The 23,452-nt window shown below is 54.2% G+C and carries 21 protein-coding genes; 8 read left to right on the forward strand and 13 right to left on the reverse strand.

Going from position 1 to position 23,452, the window contains the following annotated elements; genetic code table 11:
* Nucleotides 1-40: 40 nt before the first annotated feature.
* On the forward strand, nt 41-1,024 hold the full coding sequence (gene zntB / locus KTJ90_RS09320) for a zinc transporter ZntB (protein ID WP_003853777.1): 984 nt from the start codon (nt 41-43) through the stop codon (nt 1,022-1,024).
* A gap of 325 nt (nt 1,025-1,349) precedes the next feature.
* Nucleotides 1,350-1,496 carry a proline-rich small protein YnaL gene (ynaL, locus tag KTJ90_RS09325; RefSeq protein WP_003853775.1) on the forward strand — a complete coding sequence of 49 codons (147 nt, stop codon included), beginning with the start codon at nt 1,350-1,352 and terminating at the stop codon, nt 1,494-1,496.
* 45 nt (nt 1,497-1,541) lie between these two features.
* Here the strand turns inward: ynaL and ttcA are convergent, their stop codons facing one another.
* The 3 genes from ttcA to KTJ90_RS09340 form a co-directional block, all read right to left on the reverse strand.
* Nucleotides 1,542-2,477 (reverse strand): tRNA 2-thiocytidine(32) synthetase TtcA, encoded by a 936-nt coding sequence (ttcA, locus tag KTJ90_RS09330; RefSeq protein ID WP_008925249.1) that lies wholly within the window; start codon nt 2,475-2,477, stop codon nt 1,542-1,544.
* Nucleotides 2,478-3,614: 1,137 nt separating this feature from the next.
* The gene (locus KTJ90_RS09335; RefSeq protein ID WP_008925248.1) at nt 3,615-3,872 is read right to left on the reverse strand and encodes a hypothetical protein; all 258 of its coding nucleotides are present in this window, start codon (nt 3,870-3,872) and stop codon (nt 3,615-3,617) included.
* A gap of 209 nt (nt 3,873-4,081) precedes the next feature.
* Nucleotides 4,082-4,738 carry an MgtC/SapB family protein gene (locus KTJ90_RS09340; RefSeq protein WP_003853765.1) on the reverse strand — a complete coding sequence of 219 codons (657 nt, stop codon included), beginning with the start codon at nt 4,736-4,738 and terminating at the stop codon, nt 4,082-4,084.
* A 184-nt stretch (nt 4,739-4,922) separates the two neighbouring features.
* Between KTJ90_RS09340 and KTJ90_RS09345 the strand changes: the two genes are divergently transcribed.
* Entirely contained in the window at nt 4,923-5,198 is a 276-nt protein-coding gene (locus KTJ90_RS09345; protein ID WP_003853763.1) for a putative hemolysin, read from the forward strand.
* A gap of 45 nt (nt 5,199-5,243) precedes the next feature.
* Here KTJ90_RS09345 and KTJ90_RS09350 read toward each other — a convergent pair whose 3' ends face one another.
* Nucleotides 5,244-6,236 (reverse strand): 2-hydroxyacid dehydrogenase, encoded by a 993-nt coding sequence (locus KTJ90_RS09350; RefSeq protein ID WP_286863439.1) that lies wholly within the window; start codon nt 6,234-6,236, stop codon nt 5,244-5,246.
* Between the two features lie 146 nt (nt 6,237-6,382).
* Between KTJ90_RS09350 and KTJ90_RS09355 the strand changes: the two genes are divergently transcribed.
* From KTJ90_RS09355 to KTJ90_RS09365, 3 genes are read left to right on the forward strand one after another with little or no spacing between them, the layout of a single operon-like run.
* Nucleotides 6,383-9,013: a YdbH family protein gene (locus KTJ90_RS09355; protein ID WP_485522084.1), complete on the forward strand. Its 2,631-nt coding sequence runs from the start codon at nt 6,383-6,385 to the stop codon at nt 9,011-9,013.
* The gene (locus KTJ90_RS09360; protein ID WP_003853757.1) at nt 9,010-9,198 is read left to right on the forward strand and encodes a YnbE family lipoprotein; all 189 of its coding nucleotides are present in this window, start codon (nt 9,010-9,012) and stop codon (nt 9,196-9,198) included. The genes KTJ90_RS09355 and KTJ90_RS09360 overlap by 4 nt, the downstream gene beginning before the upstream one ends.
* 11 nt (nt 9,199-9,209) lie before the next feature.
* Nucleotides 9,210-9,548 carry a YdbL family probable chaperone protein gene (locus KTJ90_RS09365; protein ID WP_499026487.1) on the forward strand — a complete coding sequence of 113 codons (339 nt, stop codon included), beginning with the start codon at nt 9,210-9,212 and terminating at the stop codon, nt 9,546-9,548.
* A 62-nt stretch (nt 9,549-9,610) separates the two neighbouring features.
* Here the strand turns inward: KTJ90_RS09365 and azoR are convergent, their stop codons facing one another.
* Nucleotides 9,611-10,210: an FMN-dependent NADH-azoreductase gene (azoR, locus tag KTJ90_RS09370; protein ID WP_003853752.1), complete on the reverse strand. Its 600-nt coding sequence runs from the start codon at nt 10,208-10,210 to the stop codon at nt 9,611-9,613.
* A gap of 255 nt (nt 10,211-10,465) precedes the next feature.
* On the opposite strand from azoR, the gene hrpA reads away from it, so the two are divergent.
* Nucleotides 10,466-14,368: an ATP-dependent RNA helicase gene (gene hrpA, locus KTJ90_RS09375; protein ID WP_499026400.1), complete on the forward strand. Its 3,903-nt coding sequence runs from the start codon at nt 10,466-10,468 to the stop codon at nt 14,366-14,368.
* Between the two features lie 56 nt (nt 14,369-14,424).
* Here hrpA and KTJ90_RS09380 read toward each other — a convergent pair whose 3' ends face one another.
* The 6 genes from KTJ90_RS09380 to rstA form a co-directional block, all read right to left on the reverse strand.
* The gene (locus KTJ90_RS09380) at nt 14,425-15,234 is read right to left on the reverse strand and encodes a trypsin-like serine peptidase (RefSeq protein ID WP_003853749.1); all 810 of its coding nucleotides are present in this window, start codon (nt 15,232-15,234) and stop codon (nt 14,425-14,427) included.
* A gap of 115 nt (nt 15,235-15,349) precedes the next feature.
* Entirely contained in the window at nt 15,350-15,448 is a 99-nt protein-coding gene (ydgU, locus tag KTJ90_RS09385) for a small membrane protein YdgU (RefSeq protein WP_008925242.1), read from the reverse strand.
* An 81-nt stretch (nt 15,449-15,529) separates the two neighbouring features.
* Nucleotides 15,530-16,060, reverse strand: a complete 531-nt coding sequence (gene asr, locus KTJ90_RS09390; RefSeq protein WP_033743054.1) for an acid resistance repetitive basic protein Asr — start codon at nt 16,058-16,060, stop codon at nt 15,530-15,532.
* Between the two features lie 159 nt (nt 16,061-16,219).
* Nucleotides 16,220-17,707 (reverse strand): carboxypeptidase M32, encoded by a 1,488-nt coding sequence (locus KTJ90_RS09395; protein ID WP_008925240.1) that lies wholly within the window; start codon nt 17,705-17,707, stop codon nt 16,220-16,222.
* Nucleotides 17,708-17,725: 18 nt separating this feature from the next.
* On the reverse strand, nt 17,726-19,027 hold the full coding sequence (gene rstB, locus KTJ90_RS09400; protein ID WP_499026410.1) for a two-component system sensor histidine kinase RstB: 1,302 nt from the start codon (nt 19,025-19,027) through the stop codon (nt 17,726-17,728).
* Nucleotides 19,024-19,749: a two-component system response regulator RstA gene (rstA, locus tag KTJ90_RS09405; protein WP_003853741.1), complete on the reverse strand. Its 726-nt coding sequence runs from the start codon at nt 19,747-19,749 to the stop codon at nt 19,024-19,026. Before rstA ends, rstB begins: the two co-directional genes overlap by 4 nt.
* Nucleotides 19,750-19,927: 178 nt before the next feature.
* On the opposite strand from rstA, the gene KTJ90_RS09410 reads away from it, so the two are divergent.
* On the forward strand, nt 19,928-20,341 hold the full coding sequence (locus KTJ90_RS09410; protein WP_003853740.1) for a hypothetical protein: 414 nt from the start codon (nt 19,928-19,930) through the stop codon (nt 20,339-20,341).
* A 133-nt stretch (nt 20,342-20,474) separates the two neighbouring features.
* On the opposite strand, the gene KTJ90_RS09415 is transcribed toward KTJ90_RS09410, so the two are convergent.
* Nucleotides 20,475-21,866: a basic amino acid/polyamine antiporter gene (locus KTJ90_RS09415; RefSeq protein WP_003853738.1), complete on the reverse strand. Its 1,392-nt coding sequence runs from the start codon at nt 21,864-21,866 to the stop codon at nt 20,475-20,477.
* Nucleotides 21,867-22,069: 203 nt separating this feature from the next.
* Nucleotides 22,070-23,023 carry a DUF1471 family protein YdgH gene (ydgH, locus tag KTJ90_RS09420; protein WP_003853736.1) on the reverse strand — a complete coding sequence of 318 codons (954 nt, stop codon included), beginning with the start codon at nt 23,021-23,023 and terminating at the stop codon, nt 22,070-22,072.
* Nucleotides 23,024-23,452: the final 429 nt, after the last annotated feature.

The following is a 23,452-nucleotide window of genomic DNA, read 5'->3' on the forward strand; positions in this document are numbered from 1 at the left end:
TTAGACTGTATCGTATTGATATTAATGGTGAGGGAATGTTGTGGACGTCATTGAAGGAAAAGCATTACAGGTTTCAGATGCCATCATTTCATGCCAGCTGGATGGCAAGGGTGGGATGATCCCGATAGCTGAAGATGAAGTTATCGAGTGTGAGCAGCCCTGCTGGCTGCATCTGAACTATACCCACAGCAAAAGCGCAGAATGGCTGCAGTCAACGCCGCAGATTCCCGATGCCGTGCGTGACGCCTTAGCGGGTGACAGCATGCGTCCCCGCGTCAGCCGGCTGGGCGACGGATTTATGATCGTGCTGCGCAGCGTTAACCACAACACCGATGCGCGTCGCGACCAGTTGGTGGTAATGCGCGTGTTCATCAACGATAAGCTCATCGTCTCGACCCGGCGGCGTAAAGTCTCTGCCGTCGATGAAGTGCTCACCGATTTGCAAAACGGTAACGGCCCGATTGACTGCGGCAGCTGGCTGGTCGATGTCTGTGATGCCCTGACCGATCACACCAGCGAATTTATCGAAGAGTTACATGACAAAATCATTGAGCTGGAAGATGCGCTGCTTGACCAGCGGATGCCCGCGCGCGGCGAGCTGGGCCTGCTGCGCAAACAGCTGATTGTGATGCGGCGTTACATGGCACCGCAGCGCGATGTTTATGCCCGGCTGGCCAGTGAAAAACTGGGCTGGATGGATGACAGTGAACGACGCCGGATGCAGGAAATCGCCGATCGGCTGGGACGCGGACTGGATGATCTGGATGCGGGCGTAGCGCGCACTGCGATTCTGGCTGACGAGGTGGCCTCTGCGATGGCGGAGTCGATGAACCGCCGCACCTATACTATGTCACTGATGGCGATGATCTTCCTGCCCGCTACGTTCCTGACCGGTCTGTTTGGGGTTAATCTGGGTGGCATTCCGGGCGGTGGATGGGAGTACGGCTTCTCTATCTTCTGTCTGCTGCTCGTGGCACTGGCGGTGGGCGTCGCGGGTTATCTGCGTAAACGGCGCTGGCTGTAACGCGGAAAGGTCACATCGGCGGGGGCGTCTGATTTGAGGACGAAAATCCCGCCGGGTGGGATAAAAATCATAATAAGAAAGCAAAAGCTGATCGACATCAAGAACCTAATGCCGCTGCTGACGCAAACTCTTTCCCGCAGGTGAATGCAACGTCAAGCGATGGGCGTTGCGCTCCATATTGTCTTACTTCCATATTTAGAATTATTGCATAGCACAATTAATTCAAAACATGCCGGCCCGTGTGCCGGCTTTTTTTTTGCCCGCCTGGCTGGAACGCCAATCCTTTTCTAAACTTAAAGTCCATTCGCAAGAAAAGGAGTACGGCATGAGCGCGATTTACAACAGCGAGCCGATCCCTACGGATCCAGTCCCGATTCCTGAACCGATTCCTCATCCGCAACCCCAGCCTGATCAGCCGACCGATCCGGAATATCCGCCGATAATGGATCCACCGCCGCACCGCAACATATAAAAAAAGGGCGTGCTGCCAGCAGCACGCCCTTAACTTATCAGGTACTTACTTAATCTGAAGCACATCCAGACGTGCGCTGAGGTCCGGTGCATCCTCTTCATCAGCTCGCCAGCCCACAGGCTGCAACGGCAGGGTTTCGCGGTCAAAAGCGAGATCGCCGCCATCAACGACCGCATCGCCATGCTTAATCCCTTTAAAATCGAACAGATTGATATCTGCCAGGTGCGACGGCACGACGTTTTGCATTGCGCTGAACATGGTTTCAATGCGGCCAGGATAGCGCTTATCCCAGTCACGCAACATATCGGCTACCACCTGCCGCTGCAGGTTTGGCTGAGAACCGCAGAGATTGCACGGGATAATCGGGAACTGACGCGCGTCTGAGAAACGAATGATATCTTTCTCGCGGCAGTAGGCCAGCGGACGAATCACAATCTGCTTGCCATCATCACTCATCAGTTTTGGCGGCATACCTTTCAGTTTTCCGCCGTAAAACATGTTCAGGAACAGCGTCTGCAGGATGTCATCGCGATGGTGGCCGAGCGCGATTTTAGTACAACCCAGTTCAGTCGCGACGCGATAGAGAATGCCACGGCGCAGGCGCGAGCAGAGTGAGCAGGTGGTTTTACCTTCCGGCACTTTCTCTTTGACGATGGAGTAGGTGTCTTCTTCGATAATCCGGTACTCAACGCCCTGTGCCTCAAGATATTGCGGCAGGATGTGCTCCGGGAAGCCAGGCTGTTTCTGGTCGAGGTTAACGGCAATCAGGCTGAAGTTGACCGGCGCACTTTTTTGCAGGCTGCGCAAAATTTCCAGCATGGTGTAGCTGTCTTTACCGCCCGACAGACAGACCATGATGCGGTCGCCTTCTTCAATCATATTAAAATCTGCAATGGCTTCGCCGACGTTACGACGCAGACGTTTCTGCAGCTTATTGAGGTTGTACTGTTCTTTCTTGTCAACCGTTTGATTATCTTGCATTTTTACCTATCTCAAAAACCAGAGAGCGTAGCCGAAGGGCAAATTGCTGTGCGCGTCCAGCCAGACACTTCACTGCGGTGTCACGAATATGCAGCGTATGGTACGGATTGTTGTCGCGAATGCCAGCACTGGAGTGAAGTAATCAGCGGAAAATCGCTGCCGGAGGCATCCGGCAGCGTCTCTCTTTCAAAGCAGATATTGCCGAAAAGGAATGCCGCGAGGAAGATGCTGGTGAGAGCGCGCTTTTACATCCCCAGGAAGAAAGTCTGCTGGATGAGACGATGCCACGCGGGAGAATAGTGCGAGGTCAGCTGGCAGGAACATTTTTCCACTGACAATCAATTTCATCACTGTGTGTTGAGCAGGAAGGGGGGGAGGCCTGGTAAGCATCAGCACGCACATGATCTTTTTTTGCTGTACAACCGGCGATCATAAAAATGACAGAGAGAATGAATAGCGTTTTCATCGGGTCGATTTAATGAGTAAAAAAAGCAGCTTACGCAGTTATTAATCAATACTGATTAAACGGCGTGTTGTCTGTACTTGCCAGATTTGATACGCATCAAATTAAGTCGGATACGAAACCTCACCGGGTTTATTTTGTGACCCGGAATGACTTTTACAATGTCAAAATCTGAAAATCATACTTTGTTGAATATACGTTTGACCAATCAGATAGAGACTGATCCTTATATTGCCGCTGAAGCCTGTGAAACGTTAAATTCAGATTGTTTTGCTTACACACCGCGCCGTTGCTTAAGCCATTGCTGCTCAAGGTGAATATGTATCCATCAGGTTACAATGATCAGTAAATTGTCAGGATGCGGGAAAGGTATTTTGCGTTTGATTTTTTTATTGCAACGTCCTGCGTGGATGCCGTTCGTTTCGCACATTTCGGCAATACAGCATTCCGATGAAGCCGTTTAATGACCGGGTATAAAATAAAAAAATGAATCAGCATTTAACGTCTATGAAATATTCGGATAAAACAGACAAAATAAAGAAATACGGAATCAGATTTATTATGACGCTGCTACTCTTTTTACTTTGCTATGTTGCCGTCATGTATTGCGGGGTTTTGTTGCTGGTTAACCGACACGGTTTGCTGCATTTTCTGCTGCACTAAACGCATTACCGTCAGCCACAGGCTTTAAAAATCCAGCGGTAGGCATGATGCAGAAAATGCCTGAGCACTTCCATTAAATCCTCAGCCCCTTCTTCTGCCAGACATTGTCCGGTCTCCAGCGCATTATTCACTGAATCCCGATGTTCCAGGAGCATCATGATGGCTGCGGCGCCCGCTATCAGCGTAAAAATCAGCATGCTGACTGCGAACCGATATTTAGGCGAAGTACTGGAAAGGGCGTCTTCTGGATGGTCAGAGTTCTGAGGCATTAGTTTCCGGGTAAAATGATTACGTAAATTAACAATAACGGATTATGCCATTACTTCCCGGCAGGCACTACTTTTAAGGTCAGACTCTGCGCATTTTTGATTTTTCAGAAATGGCAGGAGAAGGAGGGCGGTGACTGCCGCTCACCGCCTTCTGCAAGGTTCTTATGTGTTTGTCGCCATGTGTAGTGACGGGGTTGTTCAGCAAACGTTTACATCATCTCCAGTGACTGAACGCCTTTTATCTCAATGACCTTATCGTAGAGGTGCGCATCATTTGACTTGCGGGACAACGTTACCTGTATGCTGAGTTCGCACAGGCCGCTCTCCTCATCTCGATTAATCACCGTCACATTGCCATAACGAATACCTTCCCGCTGCATAACCAGTAGCACCAGCGGCACGCTTTTAGGCTTAAGGAAAACCAGTAACGTATGGTGCTTGCCGATTAAAACATGGCTCAGGCGGCGGAACACTTCCAGCACCACCAGCGCCAGCACTGTGCCATAAATGCCGATCTCATACATGCCGCTGCCGATCACCAGACCAATCGCTGCCGTTACCCATAATCCCGCTGCCGTGGTCAGGCCTTTCACCACCTGCTTCTGAATCATGATGGTGCCTGCGCCCAGGAAGCCCATACCGCTGACGACCTGGGCTGCAATACGACTGGGGTCCAGTGCCACATGGTCGCTGGTGAGCATATCGGCGAAACCATACTTCGACACCAGCATGAACATCGCACTGCCGATACCGACCAGAATATGGGTACGCAGTCCCGCTTCTTTGGCCCGCATCTGACGCTCCAGACCAATCAGGCCGCCAAGAATACCGGCCAGGGCGATGCGAATTAACATATCCATTAACATGGCTTTACTCCGAAATAATAGGAACCGAAAAAGGGTGACAGTTCAGCGATAGCAGGTAAACAAGATAATTCTGCTTGCAAATCACGGTGGAGAATTTTGTAAAAAGCTGTTTCACCTCTCGACCCCTTGTGCTGCCTGACATATGCTGAGCCAGCCTATTATCCCCATTCCCGGAGTCCGATTGATGAAAGCAGCCACCTTTTTGCTGGCCGGTGCCGCATTATTACTCTCTGCCTGCAGTAGCAACAGTGATGATAACGAGCCACCGCAACAAGCCACCGCCGCGCACATCCAGCCTCGTGTGGTGATGTCTTCCCTGGCAGAAAGCACCTGTTCGAACGCAGGCGGAACGCTGGCGTTTTCACATCAGCTGGATGGATCACGTGTGGGCATGTGTCAGTTAGTGAATGGCCGTCGCTGCGATGAGCAGGCGTTAATTGGCGGGAACTGCGCGCGCTGATGAACAGGCCGGATAGCACCGGCCCGCATCATTAGCAGAGAATCGTCAGGCTGAGAGTCGGTTCGGGCACTCTTCACCCCGATCGAGCTGGCTAAGATTATTCAGTGTCGTCTCGGAAATGGCCGTCAGCGCTTCAGCCGTTAAAAATGCCTGATGACCGGTAAACAGTACGTTATGGCACGCTGAAAGACGACGGAACACATCGTCCTGAATCACATCATTCGACTTATCTTCAAAGAACAGGCCACGTTCATTCTCATACACATCCATGCCGAGCGCGCCGATTTTCTGCTGTTTCAGCGCGTCAATCGCTGCCTGTGAATCAATCAGCCCGCCACGACTGGTGTTGATGATCATCACCCCATCGCGCATCTGACGAAACGCGTCGGCATTCAGCAGATGATGGTTCTCCGGGGTCAGCGGACAGTGCAGCGTAATGACGTGGGATTCTGTAAACAGCGTCTTTAAATTAACATATTCTGCGCCCAGCTCACGCGCCTGCTCACTTGGGTAGGGATCAAACGCCAGTAGCCGCATACCAAACCCTTTCAGAATCCGCATGGTCGCAATGCCGATCTTACCCGTGCCGATAACGCCCGCCGTTTTGTTGTACATGTTAAAGCCGGTCAGTCCGTCGAGTGAAAAGTTCGCATCACGGGTACGCTGATACGCGCGATGAATACGGCGGTTAAGGGTCATCATCAGGCCGATAGTATGTTCAGCCACCGCTTCCGGTGAGTAGGCCGGAACCCGTACGACTTCCAGACCCAGCTCTTTCGCTGCAGCCAGATCGACATTATTGAAGCCAGCACAACGCAGCGCGATGTATTTCACACCCAGCCCGGCCAGCTCTTCCAGCACCGGGCGACTGCCGTCATCATTAACAAAAATGCAGACGGCATCGCAATCCACTGCGGTTTTGGCCGTGCTCTCTGAGAGTAAAAAGTCAAAAAATACCAGTTCGAAACCAAACTGCTGGTTAACCTGCTCAAGGTATTTCTGATCGTAATGTTTAGTGCTGTAAACCGCGATTTTCATCGTTGTGCTCCTGCAGAGGTGATAAACCAAGGATAACGTTTTCTGACCGACTTTGCTGAAACTGCGTATTTGCGTCCCGTGCACACCTTCACCTCTGGCAGATTACATGCCATCATCGTTGTCAGGATACTGTAAGGAAAAGGATTATGGCTTTTATGCCACGGATGTTCCGGCGACGGCTGGCGGCCGTACTTGCGCTGATTCTCCTGCTGCTCGGACTGATGTTGACTGTGACGCAATGGCTGCCAAGGCTGGTCGGCATCTGGCTGCCTGAGGATACCCGCATTGAACTGACGGGTGCACCGCGCTGGCGGCAGGGCGGCCTGTGGCTGCCTCAGATTCGTTACCTCGCCGGCGATTGCTCACTGGCAACCGTAAAGGCAGTGTCACTGGGCTGGCATCAGTCGCGCTGGAAGCTGGATGCGGACGAACTGGTGGTGGAGAGCACCTGCCTGCAAAAATTACCCGCCAGTGACGAGAGATCGACAGCCCCCAAAACGCTGGCCGAATGGCAGGCAATGCTACCTGATGCCGATGTTCATCTGAACAAACTTGTCGTGGCACCCTGGCAGGCCTATGCGGGCGCGCTGGACCTGACGCTGGAAAAAGATCGCCAGCAACTTAATTATCAGGGCGACAACCTGCAACTGGCGGCGACGCTGACCGGTCAGCAGCTCGCGATCAGTCGCCTGACGCTTACCCATCCTGCGCTGCCTGAACCCATTACGCTAAGTGGTCATCTTGAGTTACCTGCTTTCGCCACCGATCTGCCGGTGAATGGTGAGGTGGACGGACAACTGGCGCTGGATGCCTTACCGCATCCGCTGCAGTTAACGCTCAGCTGGAAGCAGCAGCAGGGCGAGTTACGCGTGGGGATGATGGATGAGAAAAGGCCGCTTCTCAGACTGCCGTGGCAAATCAGCCGCGATCAGATTCGGATCGAAAAGGGCGAGTATTTCTGGCCGCTGGCGGCTCAGCCACTGTCTGGATTTATTAACCTGACGCTGGATAACTGGCAGTCGGGTCTTGAAAACAGCCAGATCACGGGGCGCGTTAACCTGCTGACTCAGGGACGTGGCGGTAAAGGTAACGTGGTACTGGGCGTCGGTCCCGGCAACCTGAGTCTGACCAATAGCCACCTGCCGTTTCAGCTGACCGGTGAAAGCAAGCTGGCCGATCTGCAACTTTTCGGCTCTATTCCCGGCGTGCTCAACGGCTCGCTGCTCGATCCTCAGTTAGTTTTGCAACCTAAATCGCTGCTGCGCCTGCGGGGGCGACTGCTCTCCACGCTGGAAGTGGACGAAGCGCGCTGGCCGCTGGCCGGCGTGCGACTCTCCTCGCAGGGTATTGATGGCCGCCTGCAGGCCATTCTCAACGCGCACGATGCCAGCTTTGGCCGCTTCCGGCTGCATCTTGATGGTCGCGCCACAAATTTCTGGCCCGATAAGGGCGAGTGGGACTGGCGCTACTGGGGCGGGGGCGAGATGCTGCCGCTGCAGGCACGCTGGGATGTCAAAGGCACCGGCGGCTGGCACGACACGCTGATCCACCTGGATACGCTCTCCACCGGATTTAATCAGCTGGCTTATGGCAGCGTTAACGTCGCAAAACCGCGCCTGACACTGACCGAACCCGTTAAGTGGCAGCGCGATGTGGCGCAACCTTCCTTCAATGGCCATTTCAGACTGCAGGCGGGCCCGACCCACTTCACCTATGGCGGCCGTCTGGCTGATTCCACGCTGGACTTTGAGGTGAAAGGCCGTGATCCCGGCTATTTCCTCTGGCGGGGCGAGTTAAAAGCGGGGAAGGTTGGCCCGCTGCGGGTGAATGGCCGCTGGGACGGTGAACGGTTACGCGGTCAGGCCTGGTGGCCGGCACAGTCGCTGACCGTGTTTCAGCCGCTGCTCAGCCCCGACATGAAAATGCAGATTCAGGGCGGCAGTTTGCAGGCACAGGTCGCATTCTCCGCTGCCAGTAAACAGGGCTTCCAGGCGGGAGGCCACTGGACGGTCAAACAGGGCAGTGTCTGGACGCCGGACAGTCAGGTGAACGGTATCGACTTCTCGCTGCCGTTCAGGTTTCATGAGCAGCAATGGCAGTTTGGTCAGCATGGCCCGGTATCACTCCGCATTGCCGAGGTGAAGAACCAGTTTGCCATGCAGAATATTCGGGCCGATCTGCAGGGTAACTGGCCGTGGTCTGAACAATCCCCCCTGACTTTACAGGATGTCAGTCTTGACCTGCTTGGCGGACAGATTACGCTGCCAGCCCTGCGTATGCCGCAACATGATCCCGCCCGGGTGTCGCTGCGTAATATCAGCCTCAGCGAGCTGGTGACGGCGCTGAAGCCTAAACAGTTTGCCATGTCAGGTAAGGTTAACGGTGAGTTGCCGCTGTGGTTGAATAATCCACGCTGGCTGGTGGAGAAAGGGTGGATTGCTAACAGCGGTCCGCTGACTTTCCGGCTGGATAAAGATATGGCGGATGCGATTACCCGCAACAACGTAGCGACCGGCGCAGCGCTGGACTGGTTACGCTATATGGAAGTCTCCCGCAGCTGGGCGACAATCAATCTGAATAACCTCGGCGACCTCACTATGGAAGCGCAGGTACAGGGCGTCAGCCAGTTCAGTAACCGTCGTCAGACGGTCAATCTTAACTATCGTCATCAGGAAAACCTGTTTCAGCTCTGGCGCAGCCTGCGCTTTGGCGATAATTTGCAATCCTGGTTAGAGCAACATGCGACTTTGCCATCGAACAAGGACACTTCACCATGAGCCTGAGGCCATTACTGGTTCTGGCAGCCGGACTGCTGAGCATCGGATGCGTGCCACGCATTGAAGTCACGGCACCCAAAGACCCCATCACCATCAATATGAATGTAAAAATCGAGCATGAGATCCACATCAAAGTTGATAAAGACGTGGAAGCGTTACTGAAAAACCAGAGCGGACTGTTCTGAGGAGAGCCATGATGAAACGCATAAGGGCGGCGCTGTTACTTGCCCTGACGATGGCGCACCCTGCCTTGGCACTGACGCTCGACGAGGCAAGGCAATCAGGCCGTGCAGGTGAAACGCTCTCCGGCTATCTGGCGGCACGTTCGCAGGACAGTGAAACGCTGGCGCTGGTGCAGCGGATTAATGCCGGGCGTCAGCAGGAGTATCAGCGGCTGGCCGACCAGAACAATCTCTCCACGGCCGATGTGGCCAGCATTGCCGGACAGAAGCTGGTGAGCCGTGCCGCAGCGGGAGAGTACGTGCGTGGCATTAATGGTCAATGGCTGAGAAAAGAGGCAGACAGCAGCAACTAACCGGCAAAAAAAACCGGGCACAGGCCCGGTCTTTGACAGCGTCATCCTGAGATGGCTGAGCGTTAGGCGGTCACGATCTGCGTGATAGCGTCTTTCGCTTCGGCGGTCGCTTTGCTGGCCACTTCCGGACCGTAGGCGATGCCTTCAGCAAACACGAACTCAACGTCAGTGATGCCGATGAAGCCCAGGAACAGCTTGACGTAAGGGGTCAGCAGGTCAGTTGGGGTATCTTTGTGAATGCCACCACGGCTTGAGATAACCACTGCGGTTTTGCCTTTAACCAGACCTTCCGGGCCTGCTTCGGTGTAGCGGAACGTCACGCCAGCACGGGCAATCAGGTCGAAATAGTTTTTCAGCTGCGTAGGGATGTTGAAGTTGTACATTGGCGCAGCGATGACGATTTCATCATGAGCCTGCAGTTCTGCAATCAGTTCATCGGACAGATCCAGTGCTTCCTGCTGACGCGGTGAGAGTGGCGTATCAGAAGGACGCATTGCACCCACTAACTCACCATCCAGAACCGGAATCGGGTTAGCCGCCAGGTCACGTACAGTGACTTCTTTACCCTGTGCCTTTGCCTGTTCAACGTAGAAGTCAGCGAGCTGGCTTGACTGTGAGTAGCCTGCAAGGATGCTTGATTTCAGAACTAAAACTTTGCTCATGGTGGTTTCCTGTCTGTTACGCGGAAGACTTTCCGCTCAATGGTTTACACTCTACGGTTATCGATGGCGCGGTGAAAGCGCAATATTTCGAGACCCATGTTCGAATTTATTGAATAAGCGTAACCGGGAGCGGCCGCCTGAACAGTTCAGAATGTGCTATGATACGCGCAATTATTTTATTGAATCAGCTGGTTACCCCGGCTTCTGGGCGCTGCTTTATGTAGCGACACCGTCTGAGTAAGGTACGTCACAATTATGTCATCACCCGATACTTCCCCACTGGCAGCGCTCTGGTCACGGCTCGACGGTTTAATGCTGCGCGATCGCCAGCGGCTGCAGCGCCGCCTGCAGGGAGCCAGAAAAATCAAAAATCCTGAGGCGCAGCAGGGCATTGCCAGCGAGCTGGCGCTGGAGTTCGTCGCCGCCGAACAGCGCGTGGCCCAGCGCCGCGCGGCTACCCCAGCGATTACGTTCCCGGACAATCTGCCGGTGAGTCAGAAGCAGCAGGATATTGCTGAGGCGATTCGCGATCATCAGGTGGTGATTGTCGCTGGTGAAACCGGTTCAGGTAAAACCACCCAGTTGCCGAAAATTTGTCTGGCACTGGGACGCGGTGTTACCGGGCTGATTGGCCATACTCAGCCGCGCCGTCTGGCCGCGCGGACCGTGGCGAACCGCATTGCCGATGAGCTCAGCACCTCACTGGGCGGCTGTGTCGGCTACAAAGTGCGGTTCAACGACCAGGTCAGCGATCTGACGCAGATTAAACTGATGACTGACGGGATTCTGCTGGCGGAAATCCAGCAGGATCGCCTGCTGATGCAATATGACACCATCATCATTGATGAAGCCCATGAACGCAGCCTGAATATCGACTTCCTGCTCGGTTATCTGCGTGAGCTGTTGCCACGCCGCCCCGATCTGAAAGTCATCATCACTTCCGCTACCATCGATCCTCAGCGCTTCTCCCGTCATTTCAATAATGCGCCGGTGATTGAAGTTTCTGGCCGCACGTATCCCGTTGAAGTGCGCTATCGTCCGGTGGTCGAAGAGGCGGATGATGGTGATCGTGATCAGCTGCAGGCGATTTTTGATGCGGTGGATGAACTGGGACGGGAAAGCCGTGGCGATATCCTGATCTTTATGAGCGGCGAGCGCGAAATACGCGACACCGCCGACGCGCTCAACAAACGCGATCTGCCGCACACCGAAGTGTTGCCACTCTATGCCCGGCTGTCCAATGCTGAGCAGAATCGGGTGTTTCAGTCGCACAGCGGTCGTCGCATCGTGCTGGCGACCAACGTTGCGGAAACCTCGCTGACGGTGCCTGGAATTAAATATGTGATCGATCCCGGCACGGCGCGTATCAGCCGTTACAGCTTCCGCACCAAAGTGCAGCGTCTGCCGATTGAGCCCATATCCCAGGCGTCTGCCAATCAGCGTAAAGGGCGCTGCGGGCGTGTGTCAGACGGTATCTGTATTCGCCTCTACGCAGAAGATGACTTCCTGAGTCGTCCGGCCTTTACCGATCCTGAAATCCTGCGCACCAACCTGGCGTCGGTGATCCTGCAGATGACCTCGCTGGGTCTGGGCGATATTGCCGCCTTCCCGTTTGTGGAAGCACCCGATAAACGCAATATTCAGGATGGTGTCCGTCTGCTGGAAGAGCTGGGGGCGCTGACGCTGAATGAAGAGAACGGCCACTACAAGCTGACCGGATCCGGGCGTCAGCTGGCGCAGCTGCCCGTGGATCCTCGCCTGGCGCGGATGGTGCTGGAAGCGCAGAAATTTGGCTGCGTGCGCGAAGTGATGATTATCACCGCAGGCCTGTCGATTCAGGATCCCCGTGAGCGTCCGGCAGATAAAAAGCAGTCTTCGGATGAGAAGCATCGACGCTTTGCTGATAAAGACTCCGACTTTCTTGCCTACGTGAATCTCTGGAACTATCTGGCGGAGCAGCAGAAAGCGCTGTCCGGCAATGTTTTCCGTCGTCAGTGCAAAACCGACTTCCTTAACTATCTGCGCGTGCGGGAATGGCAGGATATCTATACCCAGCTGCGGCAGGTGGTGCGGGAACTGGGGATTCCGGTGAACAGCGAACCGGCTGAGCTGCAGCCCGTTCACTGCGCGCTGTTAAGCGGTCTGCTGTCGCATATCGGTCAGAAAGATGCCGATAAGCAGGAGTATACCGGGGCACGCAACACCCGCTTCGCCATCTTCCCTGGCTCCGGGCTGTTTAAGAAGCCGCCGAAGTGGGCCATGGTCGCGGAGCTGGTTGAGACCAGCCGCCTGTGGGGCCGCACGGCGGGGCGCATTGAGCCAGAGTGGATTGAGCCGCTGGCGCAGCATCTGATTAAGCGCAGCTACAGCGAACCGCACTGGGAGAAATCGCAGGGCGCGGTGATGGCCGCTGAAAAAGTCACGCTCTATGGTCTGCCGATTGTGGCCGCTCGCAAAGTGAACTATGGCAGCATCGATCCTACACTGAGCCGTGAGCTGTTTATCCGCCACGCGCTGGTGGAAGGCGACTGGCAGACGCGTCATGCTTTCTTCCGGGCTAACCAGAAGCTGCGTAGTGAAGTCGAGGATCTGGAACACAAATCCCGTCGCCGCGACATCCTGGTGGATGACGAAACGCTGTTTGCTTTTTATGACCAGCGCATTGGCAAAGAGGTGGTGTCGGCGAAGCATTTTGACAGCTGGTGGAAGCAGGCCAGCCGTGAAAACGCCGAGCTGCTGAACTTCGACAAGCATATGCTTATCAAAGAGGGCGCGGATAAAGTCAGCCAGCTCGACTACCCCAATTTCTGGCATCAGGGCAACCTCAAACTCAGGCTGAGTTATCAGTTCGAGCCAGGTGCCGATGCGGATGGCGTCACGGTGCATATTCCGCTGCCGCTGCTGAATCAGGTTGAGGATAGCGGCTTTGAATGGCAGATCCCAGGCGTGCGTCGTGAGCTGATCATCGCGCTGATTAAGTCGCTGCCCAAACCGCTGCGCCGTAACCTGGTGCCAGCTCCCAACTACGCTGAAGCGTTTCTGGGACGCGTGAAGGCGATGGAGATGCCACTGCTTGATGCGCTGTCGCGTGAGTTTCGCCGCATGACCGGTGTCACGCTGGAACGTGAAAACTGGCAGTGGGAACAGGTGCCCGATCATCTGAAAATGACGTTCCGCGTGGTAGACGAGCACAACCGTAAACTGCTGGAAGGTAAAGATCTCACCGCGCTCAAGGCGCAGCTGAAAGATAAAGTGCAGGAAACGCTATCGAAAGTGGCGGATGACGGGCTGGAGCAGAGCGGACTGCACATCTGGAGCTTCGGCGATCTGCCGCGCAGCTATGAACAGAAGCGCGGCAGCTATCAGGTCAAAGCCTGGCCTGCGCTGGTCGATGAGAAAGAGAGCGTCGCCATTCGCCTGTTTGACAGCGAGCAGGAGCAGCAAAAAATGATGTGGCGCGGTCAGCGTCGCTTGCTGCTGCTGAATGTGCCGTCTCCGGTTAAATATCTGCACGAGAAATTGCCGAACAAAGCCAAGCTCGGACTCTACTTTAACCCTTATGGCAAAGTGCTGGAGCTCATCGACGACTGTATCGCCTGTGGTATTGATAAGCTGATAGGTGAAGCGGGCGGTCCGGCCTGGGACCAGGGCGCGTTTGAGCAGTTGCGTGACAAAGTGCGCGGTGAACTCAATGAGACCGTTGTGACGATCGCACAACAGGTTGAGCAGATCCTCACGGCCGTCTTCAACATCAATAAGCGTCTGAAAGGCCGGGTTGATATGACCATGGCGCTGGCATTATCGGATATCAAGGCGCAGGTAAATGGTCTGGTCTATCGCGGCTTTGTCACCGGCAATGGCTGGCAGCGACTGGCCGATACGCTGCGTTATCTGAATGGTATTGAACGGCGGCTCGAAAAGCTGCCTGCTGACCCGCACAGCGATCGGGCGCGCATGTTAAAAGTGCAGGCAGTGGAACAGGCGTATCAGGCGTGGCGTAATAAGTTGCCGCCGCAGCGTCAGGATGATGAAGAGGTTCAGAACATCCGCTGGATGATTGAAGAGCTACGTATCAGTTACTTTGCTCAGCAGTTAGGCACACCTTATCCCATTTCAGATAAGCGCATCCTGCAGACGATGGAACAGATAGCGGCTTAAAAAGCCAGGGTGCGCGTCTTAACAGGCGCGCACCCAATGGTAAAGCGTCAGTGCGGTTACTGCGCGAGGGATTCCAGCTTGTCTTTAAACGAGGTGACCGAAATTGCGCGGTTGTCAGCCAGATAGCGATCTTTCGCTGCGGGCGCAGAGCTTTGTACCGCGATTAACTGCCAGCCATTATCGCTTTTAAGCAGCAGCGGTGAACCACTGTCACCCGGCAGCGTGTCACACTGATGCGACAGCACCGCACGTTGCGCCCAGCCGGTAATCAGGCAATCGCTGTGGGAGTAGAGCGTATCCAGATGATCGGCCGGATAGCCTGCCTGCGTCACTTTACGTCCGGTCAGCTTCAGCGCCGCCGTGAGATCGCTGCGTGAGCCATCAAACAAGGGAATGGGCGTAATCGCTGAAGGCGGATTGCGTAATATCACGATGCCGTAATCATAGGGTGCTGCACTGCTCGGCACGATCCAGCCTTCGCCATCCGCTTTTAATTTTGACGCCAGCGAAGGTTCCACCCGCGCATCAATATCATGAAGCTCGTAGCGCCACCCTTTATCGCTGGCCATAAATCGCAGCGCAACCGGCTTATCGAAATTCCCGGGCGGGGAAAGCAGACAGTGTCCGGCGGTCAGGGCCAGATGGGGAGAGATGAGCGTGGCAGTACAGAGGTTACCACTTTCGGTTTCCAGCTGGCCAATGGCATCCCAGGGGGCAGCAGTAATATCGGTGATTGCCTGGCGATGATCCTTGCCGAAGAACAGCATCTTAATCTCAGCAGGAGTAGGCGAGTCATCGTCATCATCGGCATGAACCGTGGTGGCAAAGCTGAAGAGTCCAACCATTAACAAGGTAGCCAGGCGCATAGAAATCTCAATGGCGAGAAAAAATTAACGTTATTGTTATTACGTAAGTACGGTAACTATAGTCGGTGAGCGTTGAAAAAGGGAGTTTTATTGGTTAATCAGTACGCTACAGCATCTAAATAAAAAAGCTGGCTGCAACAATGCCACACAGGATCATAACAAGCAGAATAATTTCGAAGCGATAGCGACGCACTATTTCATCCACTCTCGTCATTTCATCCACTCCAGTAAAGAAACACCCGGCAGAACCGGGTGTTTTTATTCATCATCTCGTGGCCGTGCGCTGAAGGCGACCTTAGTTTTTAGCTGCTGGTTTCACAACTTTTTTGTGGTGCATTTTCTTAGCAGCCTGCGCTTTCTGGGCAGCTGGTTTAGTTACTTTTTTGTGGTGCATTTTTTTAGCAGCCTGAGCTTTCTGGGCAGCTGGTTTAGTTACTTTTTTGTGATGAACTTTTTTAGCAGCCTGCGCTTTCTGAGCGGCTGGTTTAGTTACTTTTTTGTGGTGAACTTTTTTAGCGGCCTGAGCTTTCTGTGCAGCAGGTTTTACCGCTTTTTTGTGGTGAACTTTTTTAGCAGCCTGCGCTTTCTGCGCTGCATCTTTTTTCACCGCTTTTTTGTGGTGTTTCTGAGCAGCCTGGGCTTTCTGAGCAGCTTTATGGTGTTTCTTGTGCGCAGTCTTGTGAACAGTTTTAGCCGGTGCTGCAGCGGCAGGAGTAGTAGTTGTTGCGGCTGGCGCAGCAGCTGGAGCAGCTGTGGTGTCAGCAGCGAAAGCAACAGAAGACATACCCATAGCAGCGGCGACAACCAGTGCAAATAATTTTTTCATCGCAAATCCCTCGGAGACTATTTTTTCATGTGTAGCCCACTGCGGGGCCGGTGAAGAGACTATAGGGAAATCAATGAACGGTGTCCGTGGGTGTTTGGTATCGGCGTGTAACCGATTGTACAAAGGCGGGAAAGGGCGGTCAGATGACCGCCCGAAAGCTTAGCTATTAAGGTAACGTTGTTCAAGGTGCTGGCGGAAGAAAGCCGGGTTCAGCGCTTCGCCAGTGGCGTTGATCAGCAACTGGTCGGTCTGGAAACGGCTGCCGTGCTGCCAGATATTCTGTTGCAGCCAGTCGAACACCGGCTGCAGCTCACCATGCTGAATCAGCTCACTGAGCTGAGGAATAGCCTTCTGTAACGACTGGAACAGCTGCGCGGCGTACATTGCGCCCAGCGTATAGGTGGGGAAGTAGCCGAAGGCGCCGTCGGTCCAGTGAATATCCTGCATACAGCCATCGCGGTAGTTACCCCGCGTATCCAGCCCCAGCGACTGCATCATCTTCTCATCCCACAGCGCCGGGATATCTTCAACCTCAATGTCCCCTTCGATCAACGCCTGCTCAATTTCGTAGCGTAAAATGACATGCGCCGGATAGCTGAGCTCGTCAGCGTCAACCCGGATCAGGCCAGGCAAAACCCGCTGGGTCAGGCGCACGAAATTATCCGCCAGCAGGGCGGGTTGATCGCCAAAGGTGGCGATCACCTGCGGCAGAATGCGCTGCAGGAATTCACGGCTGCGACCAAGCTGCATCTCCATAAACAGGCTTTGTGATTCGTGGATAGCCGTTGATCGCGCCAGTGCTACCGGCTGACCGCGCCACTGCTTCGGCAGATTCTGTTCATAGCGAGCATGGCCGGTTTCGTGAATCACGCCCATCATGGCACTGAGAAACTCATTCTCATTGTAACGGGTGGTAATGCGCACATCTTCCGGCACACCGCCACAGAAGGGATGTGCACTGATGTCCAGACGACCGTGGTTAAAGTCGAAACCCAGCGTCTCCATAATGCTCAGACCGAGCTGCCGCTGCGCAGGCACGGCGAATGGCCCCTGCGGCGTTATGACCTTCTGCTGTGCCTGTTTTTCCACGACCTGCTGTAAGAGTTCAGGTAGCCAGGTTTTCAGTTCGCCAAAGGTTTGATCCAGTCGGGCCCGGGTCATACCTGGTTCATAGAGATCCAGCAGCGCATCGTAACGGGAACAGCCACTGGCGTCGGCGCGGCGCTGGGCCTCTTCACGGCTCAGGCGGACCACCTCTTTGAGGTTGGCGGCAAAACCCTGCCAGTCATTGGCGGGACGCTGAGTGCGCCATGCATGTTCGCAGACCGAACCGGCGATCGATTTGGCTTCAACAAAATCATCAGGCAGCAGCGTTGCCTGCTGATATGCGCGCTGCATCTCGTTGAGATTGGCCCGCTCGACATCGTTCAGCGACTGCTGCTCAGCAGCTTTAAGCCACTCACCGACCTGAGGGGCAGTCAGAATCTGGTGTTGCAGCACGCTCATTTCAGCCAGTGCTTCACCGCGTGCCTGACTGCCGCCCGGCGGCATGGTGGTCTGCATGTCGCATCCGGCAATTGCCGTGACGTGACTGAAACGGGACAGGCGCTGGAAAGTTTTGGTCAGTTGTTGATACGCTGAGGTCACGTAAGACTCCTTGTGGTTTTAACGCTGCGCAATTTCGCGCAAGGTTAGATCAACCGGCCAGCAAAAGCGAACGCTGGCGCCGCCCAGTGGGCTGGACTCAATCGTCACCTTGCCGCTGAGCGCCTGAGCAATGGAGTAAACAATTGCCAGGCCTAATCCGCAACCGCCTGTGGCGCGGTCGCGGCTCGGGTCAAGTCGGACAAAGGGTTCGAAAACCCGTTCACGCTCTTCCGGCGGAATGCCGGGACCATCATCTTCCACCTGCAGACACCCGATCGCGCCATCAAACCATAAACTGATACGCAGCCGCTGCTGAGCATAACGCAGCGCATTGTTCACCAGGTTATCCAGCACTCGTTCCATCAGGCGGGTATCAGAAACGCCGATGTTTTCACGCTGTGGCAGATCAAGGTCGAGCCGTATGTCCGTGTTGATGGTGCGGAAATCGTCAAGCCGCTCGCTCAGCCAGCTGGCGAGATCCAGTGTTTTGAGATTGAGATCGACGCGTGGCCGATCAAGTCGTGCATAGGTCAGCAGTTCCTCTATCAGGCTTTCAAGCTGGCCGATATCGCGGTTCAGCGCCACCCGTTCGCCATCTGTAAGATTGTCGCTCATCTCTAACCGGTAACGCAGGCGCACCAGCGGCGTTCGAAGCTCATGGGCGATGCCATCAATCAGCTGCTTTTTGCTGGCTACCAGCGTATTGATATTCTCGGCCATCTGGTTGAAGGCGATACCAAGCCGAAAGAGGCTGGAGGTACTGTCAAAATGGGTACGTACATCCAGCTCACCCCGGCCAAAACGCTGCGCTGCTTTTTCCAGTCGCTGCATCTCCTGCCAGTGGGGACGAAGCCAGATGAACACCGGCAGTGCCAGAGACATGCCAATAAACACCAGCAGGGCAATATCCAGCAGCCGCATCTGATGCAGGTAGAAAAGATAGGGAATTGGTCCGACTGACAGCACATAGTGGCTGCGCGGAATATGCTGTAAAAAGGTGTACTGGTCATCGAGCGCAACAATCTCTCCGGCACGCAACCGACGCATGTTGCCTTCATCAAGCTGATATTTGTTCATCGGCTCGATGTGCAGGTCGAATGAGAGACCAAGATCGAGACTCTTGATGGTCTTATTCCAGTCGCGCGGCGGGATCTCGCGCAGTTCGCTGCGGATCAGGTAGAGCGAGCTGGCCATCAGGTCATTCATCGACTGGCGGCCTGCCCGCTCAGCGGTGAACTTATAAACCAGCCCCACCAGTAAGGCCATCACCAGGAAGCAGACAAACAGCAGCAGATAGAACTGAATAAAAAGCTTTCTCATAGTCCGCGGGTATCCCAGGCCTGAGGTGCAAACAGATAGCCTTTGTTGCGGATAGTTTTGATGCGGAAGGGCTCGGTGGCGCTGTCGTGCAGCTTTTTACGCAGCCGCGAGATCGCCACGTCGATGCTGCGGTCTAAACCATCATAGCTGACGCCACGCAATGTTTTCAGCAGCGCATCCCGGTTCAGTGTCTGGCCCGCATGACTGGCGAGCACCCAGAGCAGATCGAAATCTGCGGTAGAAAGGGCGATCTGCTCCTCAAACAGCGTGACCTGCCGGTTCAGGGCATCAATGGTCAGCGAGCCAAAACGCAGCATACGGTTGGCAGCAGGTGCGCTCGGTGTATCTTCCGGCTGTCCCTGATGGGACTGACGCAGGTGCAGGCGCAGGCGAGCCAGCAGCACAGCAGGCGGGGTGGTTTTCAGAATGTAATCCTGCGCACCCATCTCCAGGGCCAGAATATGATTCATGTCGCTGTCCAGTGACGTCAGTAACACGATCGGTCCCTGCCAGTTGGCCCGCAGGTCGCGGCAGATGGTCATGCCATCCTTGCCGGGTAACATGATATCCAGCATCACCAGATCCGGCTGCTGTTCCGCTATCACCGCTTCAGCACGATCACCGCGCGTCTCGACAATCACCTCAATATCATGACGACCCAGGTAAGCTGCGATCAGCGAACCCACTTCAGGTTCATCTTCAACATAAACAATTTTGTTCATAGTTCACAAAGCAGAAACAGACGTGAGAGAAATCATATCTTGTCCTGGTCCTGAGCTCTACGTTATCGCACGAAATATCCGTGGCTTGCTGGTATATAACCGTCAATATGTGCAATCATTAGCGCGGCATTTTTGCGCCAGGTTTGGGATATCGATGATTATCATGAGGAGCGTTAGTGTGTCTGATAAAGAGCTGGCATCAGCCATATACCCCGACCGCATCTGCTTCAATTACAGTGACTTTCTTTCCGCTTCCTGCAAAAAGCGCTGGAGCTTCGTTGATGCTATTTATGGTGTGATGCCGATCTTTGGCATGGTGACACGTAAATCAGCACACCGTTTACAGGGCAGTGACGACCCGTTAAAAGAATTAGCATTACAAATCATTTCTACTCAGGTCAGCGACGAAATTAACATCGCACGCCTGATTACGCTCGCAGAACAGCAGCAGATAAGCCGTTTTGATATTCAGCTCCCTTATCCGCTCTCTGCGGAGCAGCTGGACGCGATCCATCATGAATATTCAAAACCGCTGAATCTTACCCAGCAGGATGACCTGCTGTGTGTGTCGATCCCGGTGCAGTCACACTAAGCACCTCTCTCACCAGGCTAGTAAATCAGTCAGTCTGACACCGGGCAGCGCTCATTATCCTCATGTACGCCTGCGTGTCCTGCGCTACCCGTGTCCAGACTCTCTGCAACAATGACGCCCGATGGATCCGGCGCTATGTGGTCAGCTGCCACACAGCGGGCAGCGTCGCAGCAATCAGTAATCCCATTGCAATCCGCTCCAGCGAGGTCAGCGCAACATCAGCGCGGCCGCCGCGTCGGGCAAACAGAAACAACAGCAGGCCTGGGGAGTAGAGCACGACTGACGCCATCAGGTGCATTGGCCCCGACGCGTAGAGCAGCCAGATGCCATACAGACTGGCGCCGACACCCACCGCCATCGCCATGGGTTTATTCTGTCCGCGCACCACTTTGATCAGGTATAACCCCACCAGTAAATAGGGCACCAGAATCATCTCTGAGGCGATGGTCAGCAGGTTATTGTAGTTAGCACCGGTCAGGGCAATCAGGATCAGGCAGAGCTGAATGCTGCCGTTGGTCAGCCACAGCGAGGCGGCCGGCGCGTTGTGTCGGTTCTGTCGGGCGATAATGCGAGGAAACGCCCCCTGCTGCGCAGCAATCAGCGGCACTTCAGCAGCCATGATCGTCCAGCTCAGGTAGGCACCACAGACAGAGACGATCAGGCCAATCGCAATCACCGCATCGCCCCAGTTGCCCATCAGTCTTGTCATCAATCCCGCCATGGACGGATTGCGCATTTCAGCCAGTTCAGCGCGCGGAACCACGCCCAGCGACAGCAGGGTTACCAGCAAATAGACCAGTAAGGCAGCCAGAACGGCAAAAAGTGTTGCACGGCCCACATCCTTTTTCTGACGTGCACGCGCAGAAACCACCACCGCACCCTCAACCCCGATAAAGACCCAAAGAGTGATCAGCATGGTTTGCTTGATCTGCTCCCAGAGCGGTTGCCCCAGCGTGACGCCGGAAAAATCGAAGCGAAAGCGATCATAATTGAACGCCATCACCGCCAGCACAATGAACAGCAGTAAGGGCACCAGCTTGCCCAGCGTGGCCATCAGATTGATGCTGGCTGCTGTCTGCACACCGCGCAGCACCAGCCAGTGAACCAGCCACAGCAGCACGGATGCGCCCAGCATCGCCTGCCAGGTGTTGCCATCACCAAAAATAATCCGGTCCGGCGTATCGGTGAAGAAGCTCAGGGCCGAGAAGACAATTACCAGATAGGAGACATTGGCGATAACAGCACACAGCCAGTAGCCCCATGCAGAGCAGAACCCCATTAGTTCGCCGAATCCGGCGCGGGCGTAAGTAAAGATGCCGCCGTCAAGTTCGGGTTTAAGGCGGGTTAACAGCAACATCGCCAGCGAAAGAAAGATAATGCCGACACCGGTGATCAGCCAACCCAGCAGCAGAGCAGCCGGACCGGCCACTGCAGCCATGTTTTGCGGCAGACTGAACACACCTGCACCCAGCATTGAGCTGAGCACCAGTGCTGTCAGCGCACCGAGACCTAATTTTTTCTCCAAAACAACCTTCCCGCTAGCATATATGGCTGGGTAAATCGGATTATATCGCTGGGTTATGTCAGACCAATGGCACAATCCAGGGACAATATCCGGTAAAACAGGCGGGGGATTTTACGGAGTGTGGCAGGGGATGGCAATGCATAACTATGCAAAACAAAGCAGGTTTGCAAACAGCAGGGCGGCGGGTGCCGCCCTGTGAGGGATTACTTAAACAGGTCAGCCGTCACGGTCAGGTTACCGCCACTCTGGTTCTGCCACTGACGAGTCACGTGATAGAACTTGGCACCTTTATCTGAAGCACGCTTCGCCACTTCTTCTGAAACCTCAGTAGGTGAACCGAAGTGGCCCGTGAAAGTCACGGTATCAAACGGCTGCATCTGCGCGGCGGTAATCGCGTTAACTTCCTGCACCGATTTACCGTTAGGCAGATTCACCGTGTAGCGCTTACCGGTAGAGCTTTGTGTTTCGAAGAAACGGCCCACTTTGTTGCTTGGCGTTTCAGATGAGGCCACGCCAGGAATCTCTACGTTAGCGGCTGCCGCGCCACCGGTTGCCAGCGCAGCTTTACCTGCTTCTGAATCGGCTGGGATGGCGTTTGGTGTCTGCACTGTACGTTCTTTAGCATCCGCTTTGTAGACATAGGCGGTGACGTACTGGTTGCCACCGCTGTTAGCATCAATCTGGCGCACGATAAAGAATGATGCGGCACCTTTCTCTTTCGCGGCTTTTGAAATAGCGTCGTTAACATCCGGCTGGCTGGCAAAGAAGCCGCTGACCGAAACGGTATCAAACGGTTCAAGTCTGTAGGCTTCTGCTTTTGGCAGTTCATTAACGCCGTTAAAGCGACGATACGTTGTTGACGCTGAAGCTGCCGGCGCATCGGCTTTATAGAGGTCAGCCGTGACGCGCCAGTTACCGCTGTTGCCGTTACTGTCGTTGATTGCCTGGATGTAATAAGAGGCAGCGCCCATCTGATCTGCACGCTTAGAGACGGCATCGGCAGCGTCGCCGATCGCGTTGAAACGGCCGGTGATATTAATACGTTCGAATGGCTTCAACGCTGCCGCTTTTTCTGGCGTTAACTCCTGCGCAGCGAATGCGTTGGCTGCCAGCAGGGACAACAAAGTGGACGCCAGAATAGTGTTCTTCAGCTTCATAAAAATAATCCTTCGCCTTACGCAAAAATGAGTACGAAAACGTGCTGGACTCTTGATGTATAACAGATTAGCCGCTGATTATTGCATGTTATAAACAGACTGTCGCAGCGATTTTTTGTGTCAGATCGCGTTATTAAACCATCATTTTTTCATTTAATTGTCATCAAACGCAGTTATGGCCCGTTTTAGCCACGGTTATCACTAAAAGCGATAACTAATATCGGTTAAACAGTTAATGCATTGTTAATTATAGGTTTTTATTGATGCTTAATTCGCCCGCTCATAATTATCTCTGGCAGAATATTTGCCTGTCAGGCTGTTTTGCAGTGGGTTAACACCGATTTTTAAGCAGAACGCTGAATAATTGAGTGAATGTCATCACTCTGTACAGACGCTATAGATCGCTGGTCACATTTTCAGTAGGTTATA

Source organism: Pantoea jilinensis, assembly GCF_019104105.1.
Taxonomy (GTDB): Bacteria; Pseudomonadota; Gammaproteobacteria; order Enterobacterales; family Enterobacteriaceae; genus Pantoea; species Pantoea eucalypti.